At 49.1% G+C, this 21,507-nt stretch carries 16 protein-coding genes and 6 pseudogenes; 13 read left to right on the top strand and 9 right to left on the bottom strand.

Translation table 11 applies throughout. The features are described from left to right. Positions 1-6 precede the first annotated feature (6 nt). The gene (locus ABDK09_16210) at positions 7-1,383 is read right to left on the bottom strand and encodes an MATE family efflux transporter (GenBank protein XAW88610.1); all 1,377 of its coding nucleotides are present in this window, start codon (positions 1,381-1,383) and stop codon (positions 7-9) included. Between the two features lie 99 nt (positions 1,384-1,482). Here ABDK09_16210 and ABDK09_16215 point away from each other — a divergent pair. Next, a pseudogene (locus tag ABDK09_16215) lies at positions 1,483-2,917 on the top strand (DUF2867 domain-containing protein). A gap of 128 nt (positions 2,918-3,045) precedes the next feature. On the opposite strand, the gene ABDK09_16220 reads toward ABDK09_16215, so the two are convergent. The 3 genes from ABDK09_16220 to ABDK09_16230 are packed head-to-tail and all read right to left on the bottom strand — an operon-like array spanning position 3,046 to position 4,287. Further along, positions 3,046-3,639 carry a NapC/NirT family cytochrome c gene (locus ABDK09_16220; GenBank protein XAW88611.1) on the bottom strand — a complete coding sequence of 198 codons (594 nt, stop codon included), beginning with the start codon at positions 3,637-3,639 and terminating at the stop codon, positions 3,046-3,048. A gap of 23 nt (positions 3,640-3,662) precedes the next feature. Then, on the bottom strand, positions 3,663-3,833 hold the full coding sequence (locus ABDK09_16225) for a hypothetical protein (protein XAW88612.1): 171 nt from the start codon (positions 3,831-3,833) through the stop codon (positions 3,663-3,665). Between the two features lie 55 nt (positions 3,834-3,888). After that, the gene (locus ABDK09_16230) at positions 3,889-4,287 is read right to left on the bottom strand and encodes a c-type cytochrome (protein ID XAW88613.1); all 399 of its coding nucleotides are present in this window, start codon (positions 4,285-4,287) and stop codon (positions 3,889-3,891) included. A 536-nt stretch (positions 4,288-4,823) separates the two neighbouring features. On the opposite strand from ABDK09_16230, the pseudogene ABDK09_16235 reads away from it, so the two are divergent. From ABDK09_16235 to ABDK09_16255, 5 genes and pseudogenes are all read left to right on the top strand, one after another. Continuing rightward, positions 4,824-7,095: pseudogene (locus ABDK09_16235) on the top strand (OmcA/MtrC family decaheme c-type cytochrome). Between the two features lie 64 nt (positions 7,096-7,159). Continuing rightward, positions 7,160-7,483, top strand: a complete 324-nt coding sequence (locus ABDK09_16240; GenBank protein XAW88614.1) for a hypothetical protein — start codon at positions 7,160-7,162, stop codon at positions 7,481-7,483. Next, the gene (locus ABDK09_16245; GenBank protein XAW88615.1) at positions 7,464-8,123 is read left to right on the top strand and encodes a DmsE family decaheme c-type cytochrome; all 660 of its coding nucleotides are present in this window, start codon (positions 7,464-7,466) and stop codon (positions 8,121-8,123) included. The genes ABDK09_16240 and ABDK09_16245 overlap by 20 nt, the downstream gene beginning before the upstream one ends. 10 nt (positions 8,124-8,133) lie before the next feature. Beyond that, complete coding sequence (locus ABDK09_16250) at positions 8,134-8,883, top strand: MtrB/PioB family outer membrane beta-barrel protein (GenBank protein ID XAW88616.1); 750 nt, start codon at positions 8,134-8,136, stop codon at positions 8,881-8,883. Next, the gene (locus ABDK09_16255) at positions 8,846-10,117 is read left to right on the top strand and encodes an MtrB/PioB family decaheme-associated outer membrane protein (protein ID XAW88617.1); all 1,272 of its coding nucleotides are present in this window, start codon (positions 8,846-8,848) and stop codon (positions 10,115-10,117) included. The genes ABDK09_16250 and ABDK09_16255 overlap by 38 nt, the downstream gene beginning before the upstream one ends. Before the next feature lie 74 nt (positions 10,118-10,191). Here the strand turns inward: ABDK09_16255 and ABDK09_16260 are convergent, their stop codons facing one another. The 3 genes and pseudogenes from ABDK09_16260 to rsuA form a co-directional block, all read right to left on the bottom strand. Beyond that, a complete protein-coding gene (locus ABDK09_16260; protein ID XAW88618.1) occupies positions 10,192-10,860 on the bottom strand; it encodes a DUF2913 family protein in 669 nt (222 codons plus the stop codon). Continuing rightward, a pseudogene (locus ABDK09_16265) lies at positions 10,860-12,069 on the bottom strand (Bcr/CflA family multidrug efflux MFS transporter). The gene ABDK09_16260 and the pseudogene ABDK09_16265 overlap by 1 nt, the downstream one beginning before the upstream one ends. Before the next feature lie 586 nt (positions 12,070-12,655). Next, positions 12,656-13,357 carry a 16S rRNA pseudouridine(516) synthase RsuA gene (gene rsuA, locus ABDK09_16270; GenBank protein ID XAW88619.1) on the bottom strand — a complete coding sequence of 234 codons (702 nt, stop codon included), beginning with the start codon at positions 13,355-13,357 and terminating at the stop codon, positions 12,656-12,658. 86 nt (positions 13,358-13,443) lie between these two features. Between rsuA and ABDK09_16275 the strand changes: the two are divergent. The 7 genes and pseudogenes from ABDK09_16275 to ABDK09_16305 all read left to right on the top strand — a co-directional run bounded on the left by ABDK09_16275 (position 13,444) and on the right by ABDK09_16305 (position 19,615). Continuing rightward, positions 13,444-15,181 (top strand): annotated as a pseudogene (locus ABDK09_16275) (DEAD/DEAH box helicase). 150 nt (positions 15,182-15,331) lie between these two features. Continuing rightward, positions 15,332-15,722, top strand: a pseudogene (locus tag ABDK09_16280) (PepSY domain-containing protein). Positions 15,723-15,787: 65 nt separating this feature from the next. Beyond that, positions 15,788-16,447 (top strand): response regulator transcription factor, encoded by a 660-nt coding sequence (locus tag ABDK09_16285; protein ID XAW88620.1) that lies wholly within the window; start codon positions 15,788-15,790, stop codon positions 16,445-16,447. Beyond that, positions 16,437-17,784: pseudogene (locus ABDK09_16290) on the top strand (ATP-binding protein). The gene ABDK09_16285 and the pseudogene ABDK09_16290 overlap by 11 nt, the downstream one beginning before the upstream one ends. Before the next feature lie 271 nt (positions 17,785-18,055). Further along, positions 18,056-18,334: a 50S ribosomal protein L25 gene (rplY, locus tag ABDK09_16295; GenBank protein ID XAW88621.1), complete on the top strand. Its 279-nt coding sequence runs from the start codon at positions 18,056-18,058 to the stop codon at positions 18,332-18,334. Between the two features lie 527 nt (positions 18,335-18,861). Beyond that, the gene (locus tag ABDK09_16300) at positions 18,862-19,182 is read left to right on the top strand and encodes a hypothetical protein (GenBank protein ID XAW88622.1); all 321 of its coding nucleotides are present in this window, start codon (positions 18,862-18,864) and stop codon (positions 19,180-19,182) included. Next, on the top strand, positions 19,172-19,615 hold the full coding sequence (locus ABDK09_16305; protein ID XAW88623.1) for a hypothetical protein: 444 nt from the start codon (positions 19,172-19,174) through the stop codon (positions 19,613-19,615). Before ABDK09_16300 ends, ABDK09_16305 begins: the two co-directional genes overlap by 11 nt. A 709-nt stretch (positions 19,616-20,324) precedes the next feature. Here ABDK09_16305 and ABDK09_16310 read toward each other — a convergent pair. Together ABDK09_16310 and ABDK09_16315 are read right to left on the bottom strand one after the other, a co-directional pair. Next, a complete protein-coding gene (locus ABDK09_16310) occupies positions 20,325-20,792 on the bottom strand; it encodes a GNAT family N-acetyltransferase (protein ID XAW88624.1) in 468 nt (155 codons plus the stop codon). Positions 20,793-20,921: 129 nt separating this feature from the next. Beyond that, on the bottom strand, positions 20,922-21,383 hold the full coding sequence (locus ABDK09_16315) for a hypothetical protein (protein XAW88625.1): 462 nt from the start codon (positions 21,381-21,383) through the stop codon (positions 20,922-20,924). Between the last annotated feature and the right edge of the window lie 124 nt (positions 21,384-21,507).

The following is a 21,507-nucleotide window of genomic DNA, read 5'->3' on the forward strand; positions in this document are numbered from 1 at the left end:
ATATATCTAGTTTTCGATCAAATTGCGCATCCAGCGCTTGCTTTTTGTACGCCAAATAGAACCAAACCATTTCACCACTTCTTCGGTAAGAAACAGCAGATAAATCCATTCCGGCGCCACCTGCAAGTAGATGGCTGCAAATGCCGCCAGAGGAATACCAATCAGCCATTGGGCAACGGTATCTTGGGCAAGACAGAACTTTACATCACCTCCGGCTCGTAACACCCCAACAATCAGCATCATAGGCACAGAACGAAGAACTATGCCAAGGCTCAGAATCACGATGAATTTGTTCGCCAGTTCGCGTGTCTGTTCAGTCAGTGCGCTGAACGAATTCAGAATGGGGATCTGCACCAGATAGAGTAAAAATGCCACCACCACAGCGGCGATCACGTTCAATACCGCAATACCAATCGCCTGATAATACACCGCGTCAAAGTTTCTGGCGCCAAGCTGGTTACCGACTAACACCGCTGCCGCATTCGACATGCCAATCAAAAGACTGAGCGAGATTGATTCTACCGGCGTCATCACAGACAACGCAGCTAACCCCTGAACACCGGTTTGCCCCATAATGGCATGATAAACAAACAGCCCGCCCGCCCATCCGAGAAAATTGACTGTGGTCGGCAAAGAGAGCTTGAGAAACCGGACAATGGTCTTCCAAACCAGTACCGCGCGAAGATCGCCTAGATGGAACGCCAACAAATGCTGCTTGGCATACAAATAACCAAACAGGCAGCCGACTTCGAGCAAACCACTGATCACCGTCGCAATCGCCGCCCCCTGAATACCAAGGGCAGGCAATCCCCATTTACCAAATATCAGTAACCAGTTGAGGAAAACGTTCGCCAGGATGCCAATCCCGCTGAAAAAAGTGCTGATACCCGGTTTATGCATGGCACGTAATCCGACTGCCATGCTGCTGACGCATGCAACCGCCAGCATGCTGAAAGAAGTAATGATTAAGTACTCGGTTCCTAACTCATTAACACGCTGCGACTCCGTGGTCAGCGCCATAATCTGACTGGGAAAAATCAGAAACAGGGCCACAGTGAACAGGGCAAAGAACATGGAAACCAGCCAGGTTAATGCGGTACTTTCCCTTACCCCGCGCTGATTACCTGCCCCCCAGTACTGAGCCGTCAGCAGAGCGCCACCGGTTGTCACGCCCACCAGCATAATCGTGGTCACAAAGGTGGCACGCGCTGCGACGCCGACAGCGGCAATTTCAGCTTCGCCCAGTTGTCCCAGCATCAATACATCGACTAAACCGCGACTGGAAAACATGATGCTTTGCAAACTGATCGGCAGCGCAATCGCAATCAGACGACGAAAGAAATCACCTTTGGTGTAATGTAAAACTTGAGACACAACTGACAACCGACCACCTCAGGACAAGAGTTTGATAGCAAGGCTAAAAATGAACCGGTATTATACGCTTATGCACCTAATCACACCACTCCATTGCAAGAGGCGATCATGAAGAAAGTTCTGGTTCTGGGCGCGTCCGGATATGTGGGCTCGCAACTCCTCCCTCTATTAATGGAACAAGGTTACGATGTCACCGCAGCCGCTCGCCAGACCGACTATTTGACGCTAAGAACCTCACCCCATCCGCACTTGACGATTACCCATTTGGATCTGGCTGATGAGCAGGCAACACTTCAGCTTGTACCTCAGTTCGATCTGGTGTTTTTTCTGGTGCACGGTATGGCACAAGGCCATGATTTTATTGAATACGAGCTGTCCCTTGCTCATCACTTTAAATCGGCACTGGACCAAAGCCAGGTGCGCCACGTGATCTATCTCAGTGCGCTGCAACCAGGCTCTGGGCAGTCGAACCATCTTAAGGCCAGAAAAGAGACCGGCGATATTCTGCGCCAGAGTCACGTCCCGATAACAGAATTACGCGCAGGGGTCATTGTCGGACCGGGCTCAGCAGCCTTCGAAATCATGCGTGACTTCGTCTATAACCTGCCAGTGCTGATCGCACCCAAATGGGTCGACTCCAAAGCCAACCCGATTGCTTTAGAAAATCTGAATCACTATCTGCTCAAACTGGCACAGGAAACGCCTTCTGAACATCAGATACTGGAAGCCGGCGGACCGGATACACTCTCTTATCGCGACCAGTTCAGAATCATCTGTCAGCTGACGGGCAAACCTTTTCGGCTCTGGTCAACCCGTATGCTGACACCAGCCATGGCATCCTACTGGCTTGGCCTGGTCACCTCAGTGCCATCAAGTATTGGCCGGGCCTTATTAGCCGGACTGGAACATGATTACGTCACCGATTCCGACACGATTCGCACTCGTTATCCGCAGCCGTTAATCAGCTACTATGACGCAGCAAAATCCACCATCGAACAGGAAGGCACGTTTCGTGCGCAGCAACGTCTGGGGATTCGACCCCGCCGCTTTACAGCGCTGGCAAGCCGGCTACGGCTATTATCCTAAATGTGCCGGAGCCACTATAAGGACACACGCCTCTGCTGAAGCCTTGTGGCAGGTGGCACAGCAGATCGGTAGCCGGGAAAAGGGCTATTTCTTTGCCAATATTCTGTGGCGCACCCGCGAGTGGCTGGATTTTCTGGTCGGTGGCGGCAAACCCATCCGGGTATCTCCTCCCGGCCCGGATCTTAAGGTGGGTGATTTTATCGACTCCTGGAAAGTGATTCGGATCGAAAACCAGCACTTCCTCTCTCTGTTATTTGGCATGAAAGGCCCGGGGCTTGGCCGACTGGAAGTAACGATTAAAGATCACGGTGACGTACGGGAGCTGAATATTGCCGCCTGGTGGCATCCAAAAGGGTTCGCAGGATTACTTTACTGGTTTGCCATGATGCCGGCCCACCTGTTTATTTTTAACGGCATGGTGAAAGCAATCCGCCAATTGGCGGAACAAGACGAATAACCCCGAAGGGTCACAACGAAGTCCGGGGAAATCGTCACCCGAACTGCGAAGATTAGATAACCGACAGCACCAATCCACAGGTGTAATGGCTTTCGCCCGGACTAAAGAGTCACTGCGCGGGTGCCAGGTTATTGTTGGGTACTGTCAGACTGCGCGGGTTGGGCAGATTGCTCAGGTTGAGGTAGCTTGTGAGCAATACCTGCGTGGCAATCTATGCATGACTGTCCCCGCTCTTCCATCATCTGATGACGGCGGGCTGTTGTACGCCCCTGATTGTCGAGATCCATCCGCTCTACCTGATGACAATAACGGCACTGTTTGGATTTATTGTCGATAAACTGCTGCGTCACGTGTTTCGCCAGACGCGGCCGATGCTCCGTTTCGAAATTATCTAATCTGATATCCCCCGCCAGTTTATGAAACACATCGGCAGTAGCGGTTATTTTTACCATTAATTTTGGTATCAGTTCACGTGGCACATGGCAATCGGCACAAGTGGCAGCAATCACCCCTTTGGTATTTTTATAATGGACCGACTGTTGATATTCCTCAACTATGGTATCCATGCCAATATGACACGAGAAACAGAAAGCATTATTATTGGTATAGTCCATTGCCCCATGATATGCACCAAGAGACACAACACCTAAAATAAATGCTAATATTCCGCCTAAAGGGATTCCAAGCAGCCATTTCGAATTAGGTTTTTTCCACCAGTTCATAGACACCGCCCGCTAAAAGCAATTTATTGCATACTCGCATAATACTCAGCCAAAGATAATAAATCCGCCTGAGAAAGGCTTTTAATTGCCTGATCCATTTTTTTATCTACGTAACGCTGGCCGTTATAAAACTGTTGCAAGGTTTTAATTAAATAACCTTTTTTCTGACCGGCTAAAACCGACGCTTCTTCCATAGGATCACTACCGCCCTGGATATGACAACTTTCGCAATTTTCGGCATGAACCACTTTACCCCGGGCAGCGAGCTCTGCATCGAATGCCTGCTGAGTTTCGAACAAAAGGCAACCCACTGTAGTGAGCGGCCAGTTGCTCAATTTCCTGCTCAGTGAGCGCATTTGCAATGGTAGCCATATCGCCTTGTTTACTGGTGTCACCGCTGACATGGTGCACTTTATCAGCCGGTCTCCCCTCCTGATAACTCAGCATTTGATCGATAAGATTAAACTCGGCAATACCGGCAATGGTCGGGATGTCTGTACTTTGTGAAACACCATCCTTGCCATGGCAGGCTTCACATTCAAAGCGCTGGATTAGATCACTGCCGGAAGCATATGAAACAACGCTAAAAGATGTACTGATGGCAATTAAAGGTAAGTGCAGCATTATTAACTTTAAATAGTTCAACATTTTTGCTCATCCTAAATTAGAGTAATAGATCCAATATTTATACACCAGGTTACAATCCCATGTTTATTAAGTGGAATAATTTAAAATTAATAAACAGCATCAGCCATCAAATAAATGACAAGATAAGAAACATATTTTATAAACATCGCCACCGCGCATTTCTAACTCGCCACTGCTGTTCTGCTACTTATCTATTGTGCTAAAAAATAGTCAGTAAGGATTCACAATGACAGTTAAAAAATGATTCAAATCGAGTTTTGTGATTATAGATTAAAATCCATAATAAAAATGTGGTGATGTATTTCTCTCTGTCTATACTTTTCTCAGGCATGGCTCAAGCAGCGTTAAAAACCACAGAAAATGATTATCAAGAAATCCAATAAAAATCATAATTTCCAGATAATTAAAATATATAAGTAGTTAACGATCATGTAAGTAATCAACAACCACATAAGCAATAAACATCCAGCACACAAGAAATCCGTTGCGCTGTTATTCCATTGGAGTAGGGATAAAGTTCAGGTGGGAGCACGACAATCACAATAAGAAAATCAGCAGTGCTATTCCTGGGGCTCAGCCTGTTACTGAGCGCCTGTGGGCCCGGCAGCAAAAATGATCAAAATCAGGCGCCACCTGACGTAACCGCCTTCAGTGTTAAAATCGATACACCGACACTGCTGACTGCAGAGAAACGGGACAGACACCAAACTGGTCGTCGACTTTCAAGTCACAGATGGCGCAGGGCGCCGTGTCACATTCGACAATAGCAAAGATTTTCGCATCGCAGTGCTGAAAGCGATGCCCGCCCGGATCGATACCGACGACAGCACCAGTGCCGCTTATGCCTACAACGGCCGTAACGGCAACACTTTCTGGAAGAGCTTTCATCACAGCAGCAATGCCAGCGATAACCGGGCACAAATGGAAAGTGTCTGGGACGGAGAACTTGTCCAGACAGCTCAAGGTTATCGTTACACCTTCGCTATTACGGATATTCTGAACGTTGCCGATCCCTACCCCACTGACTCTGCCGATAACGGCGGATTTATTGCGTGGGATGAGGATAAATTGCATCGCATTGTGATGGCCTATGGCGATCACAACCTCGGCTTCACTCAGGTTTTTGAATGGGTACCCGGCACCCGTTCAGACAATACGGTGTCCAGAAACGTGATTGAAAATGGTACCTGTGCCAACTGTCATATGAATGAGCCCCTTCATCACGGCCCCGGTTATCGCTCAATCGACAACAACATCGCTGTGTGTACCGCGTGCCATAACGACAGTAATCCGGCAGCGGCACCCCGCCGCCGTCCTTTGGCAGTGCTGGTTCATCAGTACCACGGTAATGTGTTTAAAATCGGCACCAGCAGCAGCGATCTGACCACCTACAAACAACCCGTTGATAGTAATGACCAATTGGTAACGGACATCGATGGATTGGTTATTGAAGGCAACCCTTTCCCGCAAGATACCCGCAACTGTACCACTTGCCACTCGGACAATACCACGCTTGCCTCAGATGCCAACAACTGGTTCGAACATCCGAGTCAGGTGGCCTGTGAAAGCTGCCACCTTTACCGGGATCGCGGCGCGCACAGTAATCAGGTCGGCACCAACTGGGTTCGTAACGGCGTCGCGCAAAACAGTTGTACCGGGTGCCATCGCCCGTACGACCTCGACAGTAACAACCAACCCATTATTGGCCAGGATGCCAGTCGCAGCGCTAAAACCGTCCACATGACTCGTTTACAAAACCTGGCTGTCGCAAGAGATTCACTCCGGATCACAATTGAACAGGCCCGTTTCATTAACAGTCAATTTGAAGTCGACGTCCGTATTGAAAAAGACGGCAGCGCGGTGAGTAGTCTGGATGATATTACCTCCTTCATTAATGAACATGGCCATCTCAATTTACTGCTCAACTGGGATAATGGCGACGGCCCGATGTTAGCCAATAACGGGCTGGATATGGCCGCAGACGGTAATCTGGGCGACGGTTGCATTGCCCAGGGAAGCGGCCTGTTTACCTGTCATAAAGATTTCAGCACTGCAACGCTCAAACCCGGGGCGCTCTCCAAACTGACGGTGAATTTGGCTGACATTCCGCTCTGTGGCGACAGAAGAAATGCCGTACTCAGCGACTGCAGCAACTTCACCGGGATAGATCTGCTGAAATACCCGTTTGTCATCGCGGCCAATAATAGCGCTTCTTCCTTTGATACAGGTGGTGTCAGCCTGACCCACAAACTGCCGGTGGCGGCGGATATCAACAGTTGCAATACCTGCCACCAAGAGTTAACGATTCATAAACTGGGTGACCATCCTCATGCGGCCACCGACTTCCAGCAGTGTAAAAACTGCCACAATTCTGAGCGGTCCGCATTCTATCCGGGTATGGCAGCGGATCTGAAATACCATGTGCACTCTTTCCATGCTTATGGCTCGGCAAGAGCGAGAGAGTCACGCTTTCCGGGAGCACTCAACAACTGTGAAGCTTGTCATACCAACAGCCAGTACAACCTGCCGGCGAGCGAAAACACTCGTCCTTCTCTGGCATCAGGACAGTATTTCAGCCCTGCGTTGGTTGCCTGCGGAGCCTGTCATCTGGAATCAGCACTAGCCAATGCTGATCCGGATAATGTCGCCGGAGATGCCATTCTGACGCATATGATCAATAACGGTGCTGTATTCGCTGCCGATAGTGCTGCAGCCGCTATCGGAACAGAGCAGTGTGCTTCTTGCCATGCGATCGGGCAACCACAAGGCGTTGATAAGGTGCACCACGTTTATGATTATCGTGACTGAGGCGACAAAACAACCTGATAACTAATAACAACCAACGAATAACGCATCAAAACAGGAATGGGTTATGAAAAAAGGTGTGCAGCTGTGGTGTTTTATCATGCTCGTGTTACTGGCATTGTTCCCGACGCTAAATGCGCAAGAGAGCGTTGACGATGACCCCAGGCTCGAAGCTGAAACAACGCTGGATGAAAAGTTCAGCGAGGGGAATTATTCACGCCGCGGTGCCGAAGGATGTTTGCGCTGCCATGATGACGAATCGGATCACCCGGCCAGCGGTATTTTTGCCAATGTGCACGGCAAAATGGCCAACATCCACGGTCCTATGCGGGAAAAGCAGTGCGAAGCCTGCCACGGACCGGCCGGCAATCATGCCCGTTTCTCCGCGTAAGGGCCAGTTACGAGAGCCCATGATCACCTTTGGCCCGGACTCGCCGGTTGCGGCTGAAAAGCAAAACAGCGTATGTCTGTCCTGCCATCAGGACACACAACGGGCCAGTTGGCACAGCAGCGAACATGCCTTTGAAGGCCTGTCCTGCTCCAGTTGTCATCAGGTGCATAAAAAACAAGATCCCATGCTCGATGCCGGGCTACAAATTCAGACCTGTACTACCTGTCACAGCCAGACCAAGGCTGACTTACATAAACGCACCAGTCACCCGATGCTCAACGGTACGATGCAATGCAGTGACTGCCATAACCCGCATCAGAGCGTCAATGAGTTCAGCCTCAACCAACCGTCCGTCAACGCCGCCTGTTATGACTGCCATGCAGAAAAACGCGGCCCGTTTTTATGGGAGCACGAACCGGTCAGTGAAGATTGCACTGCCTGTCACACCCCGCATGGTTCGGTCAATCAGGCGATGCTGAAACAGAGACTGCCTCAGCTGTGTCAGTCATGTCATCAGGTTCCCCATGCTAACGTCGAATTCGCCGCCAATGACCTGCGCGTACGCGGCGGAAGTTGTCTCAACTGTCACAGCCAGGTGCACGGTTCCAGTCACCCTCGCGGGCAGGCGCTGAGAAACTAAGGAGGCAGAGATGAAATTATCCTTACTATCGGTTCTGATTGCCTTGGCGTCGCCAGCGGCCAGTCTTGTCCATGCAGATTACTCTTTGCAGCGCAGCGCCAGCGCCGATACTGCAAATTGGCAATGTGAGCCGTGCAGCAGCAATGGAGAGTGGCACGGAGATATTCAGTTCGGCTTAGGGTACCTGGATACCGATCAGGGCGCCCGTTTCAACAACTGGAATGCACCGGTCTACGGCACGGGCGATCTCAATAAATCGCTTAATCCCGCTTTGAATACCAACATGGAACAGTATAAAGACGACGGCTATTACAATCGCATCACAGCCCTCGACCTCGGTCTGCAACGATTCCTGCTGGAGTGGGAAAGCGGTCGTTACGACGGTCTGCGTCTGCAGGGCAGCTACAGTGAAACGCCTTATTTCGCAGGCTATTCCTGGCTCAGCGTTTATCACGACAATGGCAGCTACCTGACCAGTGGCTCACTCGATACGTTCAGCCCAAAAACCACGCGTGAAACGGTTAATCTAAGCGTTAAATATACCCCCCGTTCACCGTGGCAACCTCATGCATCGATGAAACACGAGCGTAAGACCGGCACTCGCGCGTTATATACTTTTGTCAATCCCGGCCTCGGCAATAACCCTGGTTTTATTCCTAAACCGATAGAGAAACGAAACCCTCAATACCGATTTCGGCATCAGCTATATTGCCAAGGACTGGATGACCGACCTCTCCTACCAAGGCTCTTTTTTCCGTAATGATGAGCCCGCGCTATACTACGGATTGGCCGCGAACCCGTATCAAAACCAGATCGCCTATGAACCTGACAATGATTTCCACCAGCTGGCACTCTCCGGCAACTACAGGCTCGACGAACAAACCTTTAACAGTCGATTATTGTGGTCGCGCAGCACATCAGAAAGCGGGATGAATCCATTCCCTCAATCCCCGGTGGTGTCAGACAGCTTTCGCGGTGAAATCAACACTGTCCAGCTCAGTGCCGATTACCACAATCAGCTCAGCCGCAAGACCGCCGTTAAAGTCAGTGCTGATTATCTGGATCGCAACGATGATTCAGACCGTCACACCGTGATTGGTACCACACGTAAAGAATATGACCGCGACCGAACCCGGCTCGAGGTGGCGGCGAATCATAAATTATCGCGCTCTCTACGTCTTAACGCCGGCTATGAATATAAACGGGACAGACGCCCTTATGCCGACCGGGAGCAGACCGAACAGCAAGCCATTTATGTCGGGTCACGCTATCGGCCTCAGGCCGATTGGACACTGGGGGGGAAACTCACTTACGCTTCCCGTGACGGATCTGCCTGGAATAACAGCGATGCCGACGCCCCGCGCCTGAGACAATATTATCTCGCCGATCGAGACAGACTGGAACTGCGCGCTGACGGCAGTTATCAGTTTTCACCCAGGGTGCAACTGGTTGTCGAAACCTGGTATGCCGATGACCAGTACCCGACTCCGGACATCGGCATCAGTGATGGCAAAGATTACGGCTATGATGCTTCGGTCAACTTTTCACTCGACAGTGGTGTAAACGGACACGCCTTTATTAATCAGCAATATATTCGCGCAGAACAACATCATGCGAATAGTGACGTTGTCGGATGGGACCGCTATACCACCCGTTCACGGGATAACATCACCACGGTCGGCCTGGGATTAAGCAAAGATGACTTTTTCCAAGATACCCTGCAGCTCTCTTTCGACTATTCCTATAGTCGCAGTACAGGTGAAACCGACACCAGCTCAAACGGTTACCGCTATCCCGATAACAGGGCAAGCGCACATCGCTTCGAGCTGACCGGTGACTATCAAATCTCCGACGACCAGAACGTCTTACTTAATATCCGCTATGAAAAATACACAGAAAGTGACTACCTGTTCGTGCAAGAAGAGAACATGGGGGATGTGATGCAAAGCTATGATGCGATATTTGGGGCCGTCTATTGGCGTTACCATTTCTGAGGCAGGTTGTTTAAAGATAAAAAACAGGAGAGGTATTCCTCTCCTGTTACAACATTCAAGCGTGATTTAAGGGCTTAATCAGCTTTAAAGCTCAGCGGAATTTCAGCCACTTGCTGACCCTGATTGCCCGGATAGATCAAATACTCGCCGTGGTATTTTACGTTCGACTTATAATCGGTGCGCTTATGCACCATAAAGCCTGCTTCGGCCGCCTTCTCAATAAAACCAGCGTGGTAACCACGGACAAACCAGCTCATCGGTTTGACCAGCAGCTCACCGTCAAAACAAGACTCACACTGCTCGGCACACAGTGCCAGCGAGTTCTGGCCGTCGGTAAAGATCTGTACTTTACCGCAACCGACCAGAGGCTCTGAGGTTGAAACTTCCCAGTCAGCGTGCTCCATCGTATCGAGGAACTGCTCAATCTTTTTATCTGTAATGACGTTACGTTCCGCGGCGGCATCACCGGCAAAAAATTGTGCGTAGTAAGCCGAAATGCGCTTAAACGTAAAAAGCAGCTCAGACTGATTGCCCTTTGAGCGGCCAGCCTTTTGCCAACGCAGCAAATCGTCACTTACACAGCGGTGGAAGCGCTGGCTTTTGATCGCCTTAGTCACCCAGTGCACCAGAAAGTGGTTATTTGCGACCGGGGCATCGGCCACTTTTCCGGCGCTATGCTCTGCGCTCAGCTCGGCTAACGCCGTATTTACGACGTTCTGAATTTCCAGATAATAGTCTGACACTATGCTTTTCTTCCTAATGTCCAATAAAAACTCGCAGATAATAGCGAACATCCGGCCATAACGAAAATCATTGGCCAACTTTCTCCGCCTGGCATCGCGGCCACCAATGCGCCAACCACCGAGCCGGTACCAAAACGCAACGTGCCCGCTAACGAAGAAGCCGTCCCGGCCATACGCGGATACCCGCTGAGCAACAGCCCCATCGCATTACTGCCGATAGTCGAGATGGTGCCGATAAACATCACCACAAACGGCACCGTACCCCACAGGCCAGCGCCGGTGAACCATCCGATAAAAAGACCCAGCCCGGCCAGCAACTGTACGAAGAGCCCAAAACGCAGCATGGCATGCGAACCGACTTTCTTCACCAACCGGCCGTTAAGGGTCGTCATACCGATCATCGCGACGATATTAAGCGCAAACAGGTAGCCAAACTCACTCGGGCTTACGCCGTACAGATCAATATAGACAAATGAACCTGCGGTCAGAAAGGCAAACATGCCTGAGAAACGAGAAAGCTCCGGCCATAATTAAACCCATCGCCTGACCACTGCGACACAGACGCAGATAGTTCTTCATCGTACTGCGAAAATGCAGCGGCTGACGGTTTTCATCAGACAGGGTCTCCGGGATTTTCCACAACACCATGGCAATAACAACCACAGCGAACGCAGCCAGTAACCAGAAGATCGAACGCCAGCCAAACCAAACCGCCAGATAACCGCCAATCATCGGCGCCACCAGCGGTGCAATCGTGATCACCAAGGTGACAAACGACATCGCGCGGGCAAAATCTTCACGATCAAACATATCGCGCACCACGGCCTGAATAACCACAGCCGCAGCAGCACCAGCAAAACCTTGCGCCGCCCGCACATAAGTCAGCGCATCAATACCATGCGTAGTGGCGCTGACGACAGCCGCTACCGCAAACAGGAAGATACCGCCCAACATAACAGGACGACGTCCATAACTATCAGCGAGGGGGCCATGCAAAAGTTGGCCGATAGCAAAACCTGCGGTGTAAGCAGTCAGCGTGATCTGCACCTGGCCGGCGGTGGTACCCAGATCTTGGGCGATAGCCGGCATCGCTGGCAGATACATATCAATAGCAAGCGGAGTCAGTGCACCAATCGCACCAAGCACAATAAATAACAAAAAGCCTATCTTCGACGCATCGTAGTTAAGGGGGGAATTAGTTGAGGTCATACATCTCCACTCTGATAAAAATACGAAGTGCGACACCAGGTGCCGCACTTATTGATTCGATTTCGACACCCCGGACAATCAGGCCTAAGGCGAGAAATGAGTGAGCCCACAACAGAAAATATCATGCTCGGGAAAACGAAGGCAGATAACGCCAGGTCAGACTCAAATCGACAGGGTAATATCGAAAACATTGATTTCACTCTCTAGCTTATGGCAAAGCTGAGAAACTTCTAGTTCTTATTAGGAAATAAACTATTTCCTAATTCGATTTTTAGTTCCTAATTAAACTCAGTGTTCAACCCAGAACAGAGACAAACCCGACTTTTACCAGCATCTATGCAGTATCTGAGTAACACCTTACTAACGAGGAAACACACTCCAGATGGACAACACAAATAAAAAGGACACACACCTTGTCTTGGCATCTGTCCTTGTTTTCTTGACGCTAGTTGGCACTTAAATGCTTATAACCGCACACGTGCAAACTGGTGAACTGCGAGTATCTTGCTTATATTCCTCTTTACCCGGTAAACAGCAGAGGGAACAAGAAGGACAGACACCACTGTGACTCAAGCCGCTAACAGGATTATTTCCAGACCGACGCGACTTCTTCTTCCGTCAGGAAGCGGTATTCACCCGGCTCCAGGGTATCATCCAGCACGATGTCCCCCACGCGTTCGCGATGCAGGCCGATAACTTTATTACCCAGAGCGGCAAACATACGCTTCACCTGATGATATTTGCCTTCATGAATGGTCAGCAGCAGTTCGTTTTCAGCTTCATCCACCACTTCCATCTGAGCTGGCAGAGTCATCTCACGTTCATTACGCAGCTCAATGCCCTGCGCCAGTTTCTCTGCGTAATCGGCTTGAATCGGATCAGCCAGCCACACACGGTACGTCTTATCACATTTGTGTTTTGGCGATGTAATACGATGCGACCACTGACCGTCGTCGGTAATCAATACCAGACCGGTGGTATCCACATCGAGGCGACCGGCAAAATGCAGTCCGCGCATATTCGCTTCATCCAGCAAAACAAACGCCGTCTGGTTAAAACCATCTTCGTGAGAGCAAACAAACCCTTCCGGTTTGAACAACATGATGTATCGTGGACCACTCAACGTGACTTCACGCTCCTGCCATTCAACAACGGATGTGTCGCTGACTTTAAATGCGCCACTTTTTTGTGATTGACCGTCAACGGTGACATCGCCGCTTTTCAGGATCTGAGTGGCTTCTTTACGTGTGGTGCCCAGGGCGTCACACAGGAATTTATCTAAACGCATGCATACCTCATCTGCTCGAAGTCGGGTATTATACAGAGCCCACATTAAATAGTTGAGCTATTTCACAGAATTCATCGTCCGACTGTATGTATACACTTCGCCCCTATCAAGCTGACTCGGTAAAAGCCGTCATTCATTATTTTCGTCATAACAATACACCCGCAGTTATCGTCCTGCCGACAGGCGCCGGTAAGAGCCTGGTGATTGCAGAAACTGGCTCGTCTGGCCAAAGGCCGGGTATTGGTGCTTGCCCATGTCAAAGAGTTGGTGGAGCAAAACCATGCAAAATATGAAGGTTATGGCCAGAAAGGCGCCATATTTTCCGCTGGCCTTGGCCGTAAAGAAACCGATCAGCAGGTGGTGTTTGCGTCCGTGCAGTCTGTAGTGCGCAATCTGGATGCGTTTAAAAATCAGTTTTCGTTGCTGGTGATTGATGAGTGTCACCGTGTCCCGGATGACAAAGACAGCAGCTATCAAAAAGTCATTACCCACTTACTCAGCCTCAATCCGGGGATGAAAGTGTTGGGGCTGACCGCCACGCCCTACCGTTTAGGCATGGGCTGGATATACCAGTATCATACCCGCGGACTGGTGCGCAGTGAAGAAGCGCGCTTCTTTCGCGACTGTATTTTTGAACTGCCGATCACTTATCTGCTTGATGAAGGGTTCCTCACGCCGGCCAAACTGATTGATGCGCCGGTACTGAGTTACGATTTTTCCCAGCTCAAGCCCGCCAATACCGGCCGATATAAAGAGTCGGAGCTGGATATGGTGATTGAACAGTCGAAACGGGCCACACCGCAGATTGTCGAGCAGATCATCCATCTTGCCCGGGACAAACAAGGCGTGATGGTGTTTGCTGCTACCGTGCGCCACGCCCAGGAAATTCTCGGCTTACTGCCACCGGGACAGTCCGACATAGTGATTGGTGATACGCCCTCGCCTGAGCGCGACACCATTATTCAGCGCTTTAAACAACGTGAACTGAAATTTCTGGTTAATGTGTCTGTCCTGACCACCGGTTTTGACGCCCCGCACGTTGATCTGATTGCGATCCTGCGCCCGACCGAGTCAGTCAGTCTTTATCAGCAAATCGTCGGCCGCGGTCTGCGTCTGTCACCGGGTAAAACCGAATGTCTGGTATTAGACTACGCTGGCAACACTTACGATTTGTATCAACCTGAGGTCGGCGATCCGAAACCGGATTCTGACAGTGAAATCATCACGATTCCCTGCCCGGCCTGCGGCTTCAACAACAATTTCTGGGGTAAACTCGACAGTAACGGCTTTTTGCTTGAACACTTTGGCCGCCGCTGCCAGGGCTATTTCACCGACGAAGAGACCGGCGAGCGGGAACATTGTGGCTACCGTTTCCGTGCCAAATATTGTGGCGAATGCGGCGCTGATAACGACATAGCCGCGCGCATCTGTCATGAGTGCGACGCGACCCTGGTCGACCCGGACAAAAAGCTTAAAGAAGCGCTCAATCTGAAAGATGCGTTGGTGTTCGAATGTCTGGAAATGGACTTATCGGTACTGAAAGACGATAAAGGCAAGTCCCAACTGAAAGTCACCTACCGTGGCGACAACAACGCCCAAGTACATGAATTTTGGTCATTGAGTACCCCGAAACAGAAAGCAACCTTCAGGCAGCGTTTTGTCCGGCCTCATCTGGCTGACAAACATCGTCCGTTTGACGAGGCATCCCCGACCAAGGTGGTCAACAACCAGCATCGCTTCCGCCCGCCGCAGTTTGTCATCGCGCGAAAATCCGGCCGATTCTGGAAAATGCGCGATAAAATTTTTGAAGATGAACTGCGCTGAACGATACCATTCTGCGCCAATCCCATGTGTTTGCTGACATTGCACCAATATGCAACCGGATGTTAGCTTAACAAACAATTCAGCTTGGGTTCATTTTGTGCTTCGTATACTGAGCATCAAATCGTTAACCACAATCGGACGGAATCACCTATGTTAAATCAAAGCTTAAAACTTCGTACTTGTATCACCCTGCTTGGCTGCCTGTCATTACCGGTTATGGCTCAACAAAGCGTCGGACATGATTTTTTGCAAGATGCAGAGCGACACGGAGCGCGCGTCGAGATTGATGAAGACCAGGATGAAGTATTTGCCGCTGTGCAACAGGGCCGTATCCGCCCGTTTCTCAGAATTATATGCGGCGATTGATGAGCAGCTCTATGGCCGCGTGATTAAAGTCGAACTCGAAGAAGACGATAATGAGTGGATCTACGAACTCAAGCTGGTGCATGACAATAAAGTGATTGAGGTGGAATACAACGCCACCACCCTTGAGCTAATGTCTATTGAAGGACGTAACGTGCTTGAGTTTATCAAACGCTAACTCGGGAAAAGATATGGCGCCTGCCGGCGCCATAAACTGAATAAAAAATAACAAAGAGAAAGTACATGAAAATTCTGGTTATCGAAGACGATACCCGCTTGGGCGAACAAATTATCGACGCCCTGGATCAGGCTGGCTGGGTCGCAGAGTTGTCCAAAGACGGCGTGGATGCGCTGTATCGTGCCACCTCTGAGCCCTGGGATGCGATTGTTCTCGATTTAGGCCTGCCAAAACTCGATGGCCTGACGGTACTTAAAGGTATCCGGGATGAGAACATCAACACACCGGTCGTTATTCTGAGCGCCCGTGACACGCTAACCCAACGGATTGATGGACTGAATGCGGGCGCAGATGACTATCTCACCAAACCGTTTGAAGTTCTGGAGCTGATCGCGCGTTTGCGTGCCCAGTTGCGCAGAGCATCCGGTAGTGCGTCACCGGTTCTGTCATACGGCCAGCTCAGTCTGGACACTCGCACCTCCACTGTAACCTGGCAGGGCGCACCGGTCAGCCTGACGGCTTTGGAATATAAAGTGATTGCCTATTTTCTGCATAACCCGGATAAAGTGATTTCACGAACCGAACTGGTTGAGCACATCTATAAGCAAGATTTTGATCGTGACTCTAATACCATAGAAGTGTTCATCGGCCGGATACGCAAAAAAGTCGCACCTGAAATCATCAAAACCGTGCGTGGCCTGGGATATCAGCTGAATGCCGAATAAGTCCTCGCCGCTCAGAAAGCTCAGTCTAAAAACCCGCTTATTGCTTGCTGCAACCTTATGGCTGGGCGCGATGATTCTTGCCGCCGGTTATCTGATACCAAGCCTTATCAAAGATTATCTGGTTACCGATGCCGAGCAGCAGCTGACTCTCGCGATGGATGAAATCACGGCGAACCTCGGAGCCAATGACCGCGGCAGTTTGAGCCTTGGTATCCGCTTATCAGATCCCCGTTTCTATCAGCCCTACAGCGGCCTGTACTGGACCGCCAAAGTCGGCAGCCAGGAGCTGCGTTCACGCTCTCTGTGGGACCGATCAATGACCAAAGAAACCCATGCACTTAAAACCCGTTACTTTGGCGCCAAAGATGAACCCTTGATTGTGCTGTCGCGTACCATTTATCTGCGCGAGTTCTCCAATCCGATTAACATTGTGGTCGGAGTGGATGAAGCCCCTATCATGGCGACCTTGAAACAGGTCGGAGGCCAATTGTGGGGGATCCTCGGCTTACTGTTTATCAGCGTGTTGATATTGATTGGTGCGCAGATTTCATGGTCTCTGTGGCCGCTGGCCAAAATGCAAAAAGAGCTGGTCGCATTGCGTAAAGGGCAACAATCGAGTCTGGATGAAAGTTACCCGAAAGAAATCGCTCCGCTTATTCGCGATCTCAATGCCCTGCTGTTCCACTACCAGGAGCTGCTGGAAACGCGCCCGTCATCATGCCGGTAACCTGTCCCATGCTTTGAAAACCCCGCTGTCGGTACTGAAAAACGAAAGCGAACAACTGCCACAGGATCAGCAAAGCAAGCTGCAACCTTCTATTGAGCAGATTCAGTCTCAGATTGACTATCATCTCGGCCGGGCCCGAATGGCCGGCTCGGCCAATATTCTGGCCGCCAAAACGAATCCGAGTGAACGAGTTGACGCCATATCCATCGCGTTTGATAAGGTATACGCCGAACGTGACATCATTTTGGTCAACGAATTGGATTCAGAACTCGAAGTCAGTGTCGAAAGCACCGACTTTGATGAGATGATGGGTAACATACTGGAGAATGGCTATAAGTGGGCCTCATCTCTGATTCGAGTTTATAGCCGTGCCGTTGATAAACAACGGGTGGAAATTATCGTTGAAGATGACGGGCCGGGCATCGATGAGGCTGATTTGCATCGTGCGACAAAACGTGGCGTACGCCTGGATGAAAGTGAACCGGGCACCGGACTCGGGCTCAATATTGTCAGTGAAATGGCGCACAGTTATCAGGGCAAACTGACTTTATCACGTAGTCAAATGGGCGGACTGAAAGTCACGCTGCTTCTTAAGCAACCAGCGCAGTGATCAGGTTATGCCGTTATCCGATTAAGACGTTCATTTCAGCACATTTTTATCAGCGAATAACCAAACGCTGCTAAAGGCAGCGGGAATCGGGCAAATAGGCATCACACAGCATCGGGACAGGTGAAATTCTATTGCTCAAAAGTGTTTTGAATGCTAGTATCCGCGCTCGTTTTGATGCTAACTCTTCGTTAGTTTCAAAACTTTAACACAGTAACAAGGTCGCATTGTTACTGTAACACTATCTATTTTTACTAATTTGAGAGTAAATACTATGAAATTTGAAGCAGTAGTACGTACTGAGCTAGGTAAAGGTGCGAGCCGCCGCCTACGTCACGCTGGTCAATTCCCTGCTATCGTATACGGTGGTGAGGCTGCGCCAGTTTCTATCGCTCTGAACCACGATGACGTGATCAACCAGATGGATAAGCCTGAATTCTACGAAACTATCGTTCTAGTAATCGATGGTGCTGAAGTTAAGGTTAAACCACAAGACGTTCAACGTCACGCGTTCAAGCCAAAAGTTGAGCACATGGACTTCATCCGCATCTAATTCCTCACCAGGGAATTAGCCGGATTTAATCCAGCCTTTTGCATAAAGATTATCGGCCTTACCAACCGAGACATCTAAAAATTCGAAACCCCGATGCTACCAACATCGGGGTTTCACCGTTTTTAAAGCCTGAAAAACTCAATTTACCAATTAAGATCAAACACTTAAAATACCTGACTATTTTTTGGGTGTATTAAGGGTGTAGTTAGGGTGTAGTTATACAGTAGTTGGATAAGCACAGGTTTAACGTCATTTTCTTCCCCCCTTCAACAGCCCATTCTCCCCTTCTTTACCTCAACGTTTTTCCCTGGAATGGCCCGTATTTCATTGACACCCTGATGCCTCAAAATGAGTCTGTTCAAATTGTTCTGGGCTTCCAATGCACATCCCGCCAATTGGCAAAATTACCATCAATAGTAAACCCATTCAGTTTTGGGATCTTGCACCAAAACCTCCGCCACCAATATAAAACAAATTGCGTAACATGTTAGTCTCCTTTGAATGAAACTACTTATAAAGGTATCTAAATGGCTTGCAACATTGATGTAGAGTTCAGTTTGGAAAGTAGAAGGGCTTTAGACGAAATTTCAGAAATGAAAGATATGGCAAATGTCCTATCTGTATTCATTGGGATGTCAGCAATGATAGATATTTTCGCAGGTAACGGTGTAATTGGTTCATCATACAAAATATCCACAACTGATTTTGAGCTCCTTACTAAATCTATGTACTCCTCAAACCCAATATTAGTTCGTCAGGTGGAAAACATTGCAGCTCGAATGTATTTGAAGTCATCACTGTCTTATGAAGAAAAGCAATTCTGGAGATGTTTATACGATGCACTTTAAGAAGACATTGATAATACTGTCGTTATTTGTACCTTCAGTATGCTTAGCCGCGAGTAGTTATGATCAGTACAAAGAAGCGGTTACCAACTGTATTGATATCGAGAAAAACAAAGCTCCTCTTGCCGCGCACGACCTAGAACGATTAAAGCCCGAAGACGTTGAAAAATACTTGTTCCTTATCAAAGACATCAGGATTCAGCAATGTTCCTCTCAAGAAGAGATGAAAGCGCTAGTGGATGAACTAGCTGCCAGCGATAAACCTGTTGACGCTAAAGATTTGGGCTACCGTTATCTGTCAATCTACAACAACCGACGCATACGCGAACTGAATGATTTCGAGAAAGAAAAGCTGAACCAAATAGACACATCACTTCGAGGTAAGAATCTGGAGGTCAACTTGTTAGATCTACGGGAAAAGCTAAAAGATAACTAACAACGCGATGAGTGCCGCGGACAGTCCCAAGGCACTCAATACTCTGACTACATTCTCATGCACCGAATCCTGCAGATCCGAGAATATGAACGCCGCGTAAGAGAAACGCCGGAACACCTAAGTAAAACGAGCCGATTCGAGAGTTTAATGGCATATCTTTCGTCGTCACTAACGTCAGCGCATAGAGTAAATAATAAAGCGTAAACGCCCATTCATATTTACTGAACGTTTTCCACTTGAACACCAATATTAATAGCGGAAGAAACACTATCCCCGTCATCCAACCCACCCTGAACATCTAAAAATCAGCTAGTTACTGTAGCTTAACAGAAACATGCTCATGCAATCATAACAATATTCAAATCTGTTATTTTGCCCCAAACGACAGAAAAAACTTGATGACGTTACGGTAAGTAGACCCCAGTACATTGGAGATAGTGTCCTCACCCAATTGGCCATGTGTGTAGAGCAAGCGGATGCGTAGGTAGAATCCCCTGTTATTCAGAATTAAAAATAGATTACTGTTTGATCTGAATGATCATTTTGGTCGTAATGAATCGTCGCATGCTTGATGTAGTGATTGTAAATGTTAGTGATAGCCGCGATATCTTGCTCCGCGACGGTCCTGATTACCATATGTCCTACTGACTGATATAATTAACGCCGCTTATGAAAAGATGGCGTCTCACCAATATTGAGATAGGCATTCTCACTCTATCTCCATTTCCATTCGGTAGTTAGTCAGTGACTGTCCTCGTAACCTCACTTGCTGCTCTTTCACCACTTGAAAACCGGCATGTTCGAAAAACGGACGCGCGGTGATACTGACATAAGCACGAAGAGAAAGAACAGACCGTTGCCGGGCTTGTTCCAATATATGCTGCATCAAGCTCCGCCCTATTCCCTGCCCCTGATATTGATGGTGACAGAAGAAATGATCAATCAGACCATCGGACTGTAAATCTGCATAGCCAACTACTTTGTTATCAATGACGGCAACAAAAGGAGTGAGCGCCTGAAGGTGTGTGTCCCAGGCAGCTTCGTCATACTCATCAGGAGCCCATGCTTGCAGTTGGTCTCTTGTGTAGTCTCGACGATTGATATTGTGTACGGTGCTAAAATAGAGTTCACGTAGTACTTGGCCGTCGCCTGGCTGATAATCGCGGATGATAATCACTTTGAGCTCCTGATAACCTATTAAAAACGTTTACGATTCAGCCGGACTATTTCTAACTTCAGCGGAATATAGAGTATTCGTTATAGCTTTATCTAAGATGTGTGTCCTCCACCAGCATTCAGCAGATATTTACTTGGCTTCACCACACAAGGAGCTGAGATGCTGCGTCAGAGATACGCTGTCAGAGAAAAACTCTTCGCCGGTGATGCTCTGTTTATCAATGTTGAGCAGCGTCACTTGGTCTTCACGCGTTGGAAGGCCGGCAGAAGCCTCGCCGTCACGGTCGAGCCAGACCGGATAGCCATAATCACGCATTTTTGGCACCGCGATGAACTTTGAGATCAACCCCGGCATCGCGCTGATATCCGCAAGATAAACTAATTTCCCTTCATCCATACATTGCGTATCGATGGCATTCAGTGCGTTCTGAATCAGATCTTTACCCGCCATCCCGTCGACAAACAACAAGGCTTGCATGTTGTTTTGATGAGTGAAAGTGTTCTCATTTTGGTCCTGCAGACCAGCCAGATTCACTTTATCACCAATAGCCAGTGGCTGTACTTCAGAAGTCGCGCACCCGGTCAGAGGCAACAACAGTGTCAGTGCAAGCAGAGTTAAAGTTTCTTTGCATAGTAAGCCCGAATAAAAGAATGAATTTAATCTTCTTTTTATCACATAACGTTGCCAGAAACACCTGCGACGCTCGGGTCGGTTA

The sequence above is a fragment of the Vibrio sp. CDRSL-10 TSBA genome, assembly GCA_039696685.1.
GTDB lineage: Bacteria > Pseudomonadota > Gammaproteobacteria > Enterobacterales > Vibrionaceae > Vibrio.

What these genes read in the sequence shown, in the direction of transcription:
- ABDK09_16305 (XAW88623.1), top strand. Translation starts at nt 19,172, where the DNA reads ATGCACTTTAAGAAGACATTGATAATACTGTCGTTATTTGTACCTTCA.
- ABDK09_16230 (XAW88613.1), bottom strand. Translation starts at nt 4,287, where the DNA reads ATGTTGAACTATTTAAAGTTAATAATGCTGCACTTACCTTTAATTGCC.
- ABDK09_16245 (XAW88615.1), top strand. Translation starts at nt 7,464, where the DNA reads ATGCCCGTTTCTCCGCGTAAGGGCCAGTTACGAGAGCCCATGATCACC.
- ABDK09_16285 (XAW88620.1), top strand. Translation starts at nt 15,788, where the DNA reads ATGAAAATTCTGGTTATCGAAGACGATACCCGCTTGGGCGAACAAATT.
- rplY (XAW88621.1), top strand. Translation starts at nt 18,056, where the DNA reads ATGAAATTTGAAGCAGTAGTACGTACTGAGCTAGGTAAAGGTGCGAGC.
- ABDK09_16255 (XAW88617.1), top strand. Translation starts at nt 8,846, where the DNA reads ATGACCGACCTCTCCTACCAAGGCTCTTTTTTCCGTAATGATGAGCCC.
- ABDK09_16250 (XAW88616.1), top strand. Translation starts at nt 8,134, where the DNA reads ATGAAATTATCCTTACTATCGGTTCTGATTGCCTTGGCGTCGCCAGCG.
- ABDK09_16225 (XAW88612.1), bottom strand. Translation starts at nt 3,833, where the DNA reads ATGGAAGAAGCGTCGGTTTTAGCCGGTCAGAAAAAAGGTTATTTAATT.
- ABDK09_16240 (XAW88614.1), top strand. Translation starts at nt 7,160, where the DNA reads ATGAAAAAAGGTGTGCAGCTGTGGTGTTTTATCATGCTCGTGTTACTG.
- ABDK09_16220 (XAW88611.1), bottom strand. Translation starts at nt 3,639, where the DNA reads ATGAACTGGTGGAAAAAACCTAATTCGAAATGGCTGCTTGGAATCCCT.
- rsuA (XAW88619.1), bottom strand. Translation starts at nt 13,357, where the DNA reads ATGCGTTTAGATAAATTCCTGTGTGACGCCCTGGGCACCACACGTAAA.
- ABDK09_16300 (XAW88622.1), top strand. Translation starts at nt 18,862, where the DNA reads ATGGCTTGCAACATTGATGTAGAGTTCAGTTTGGAAAGTAGAAGGGCT.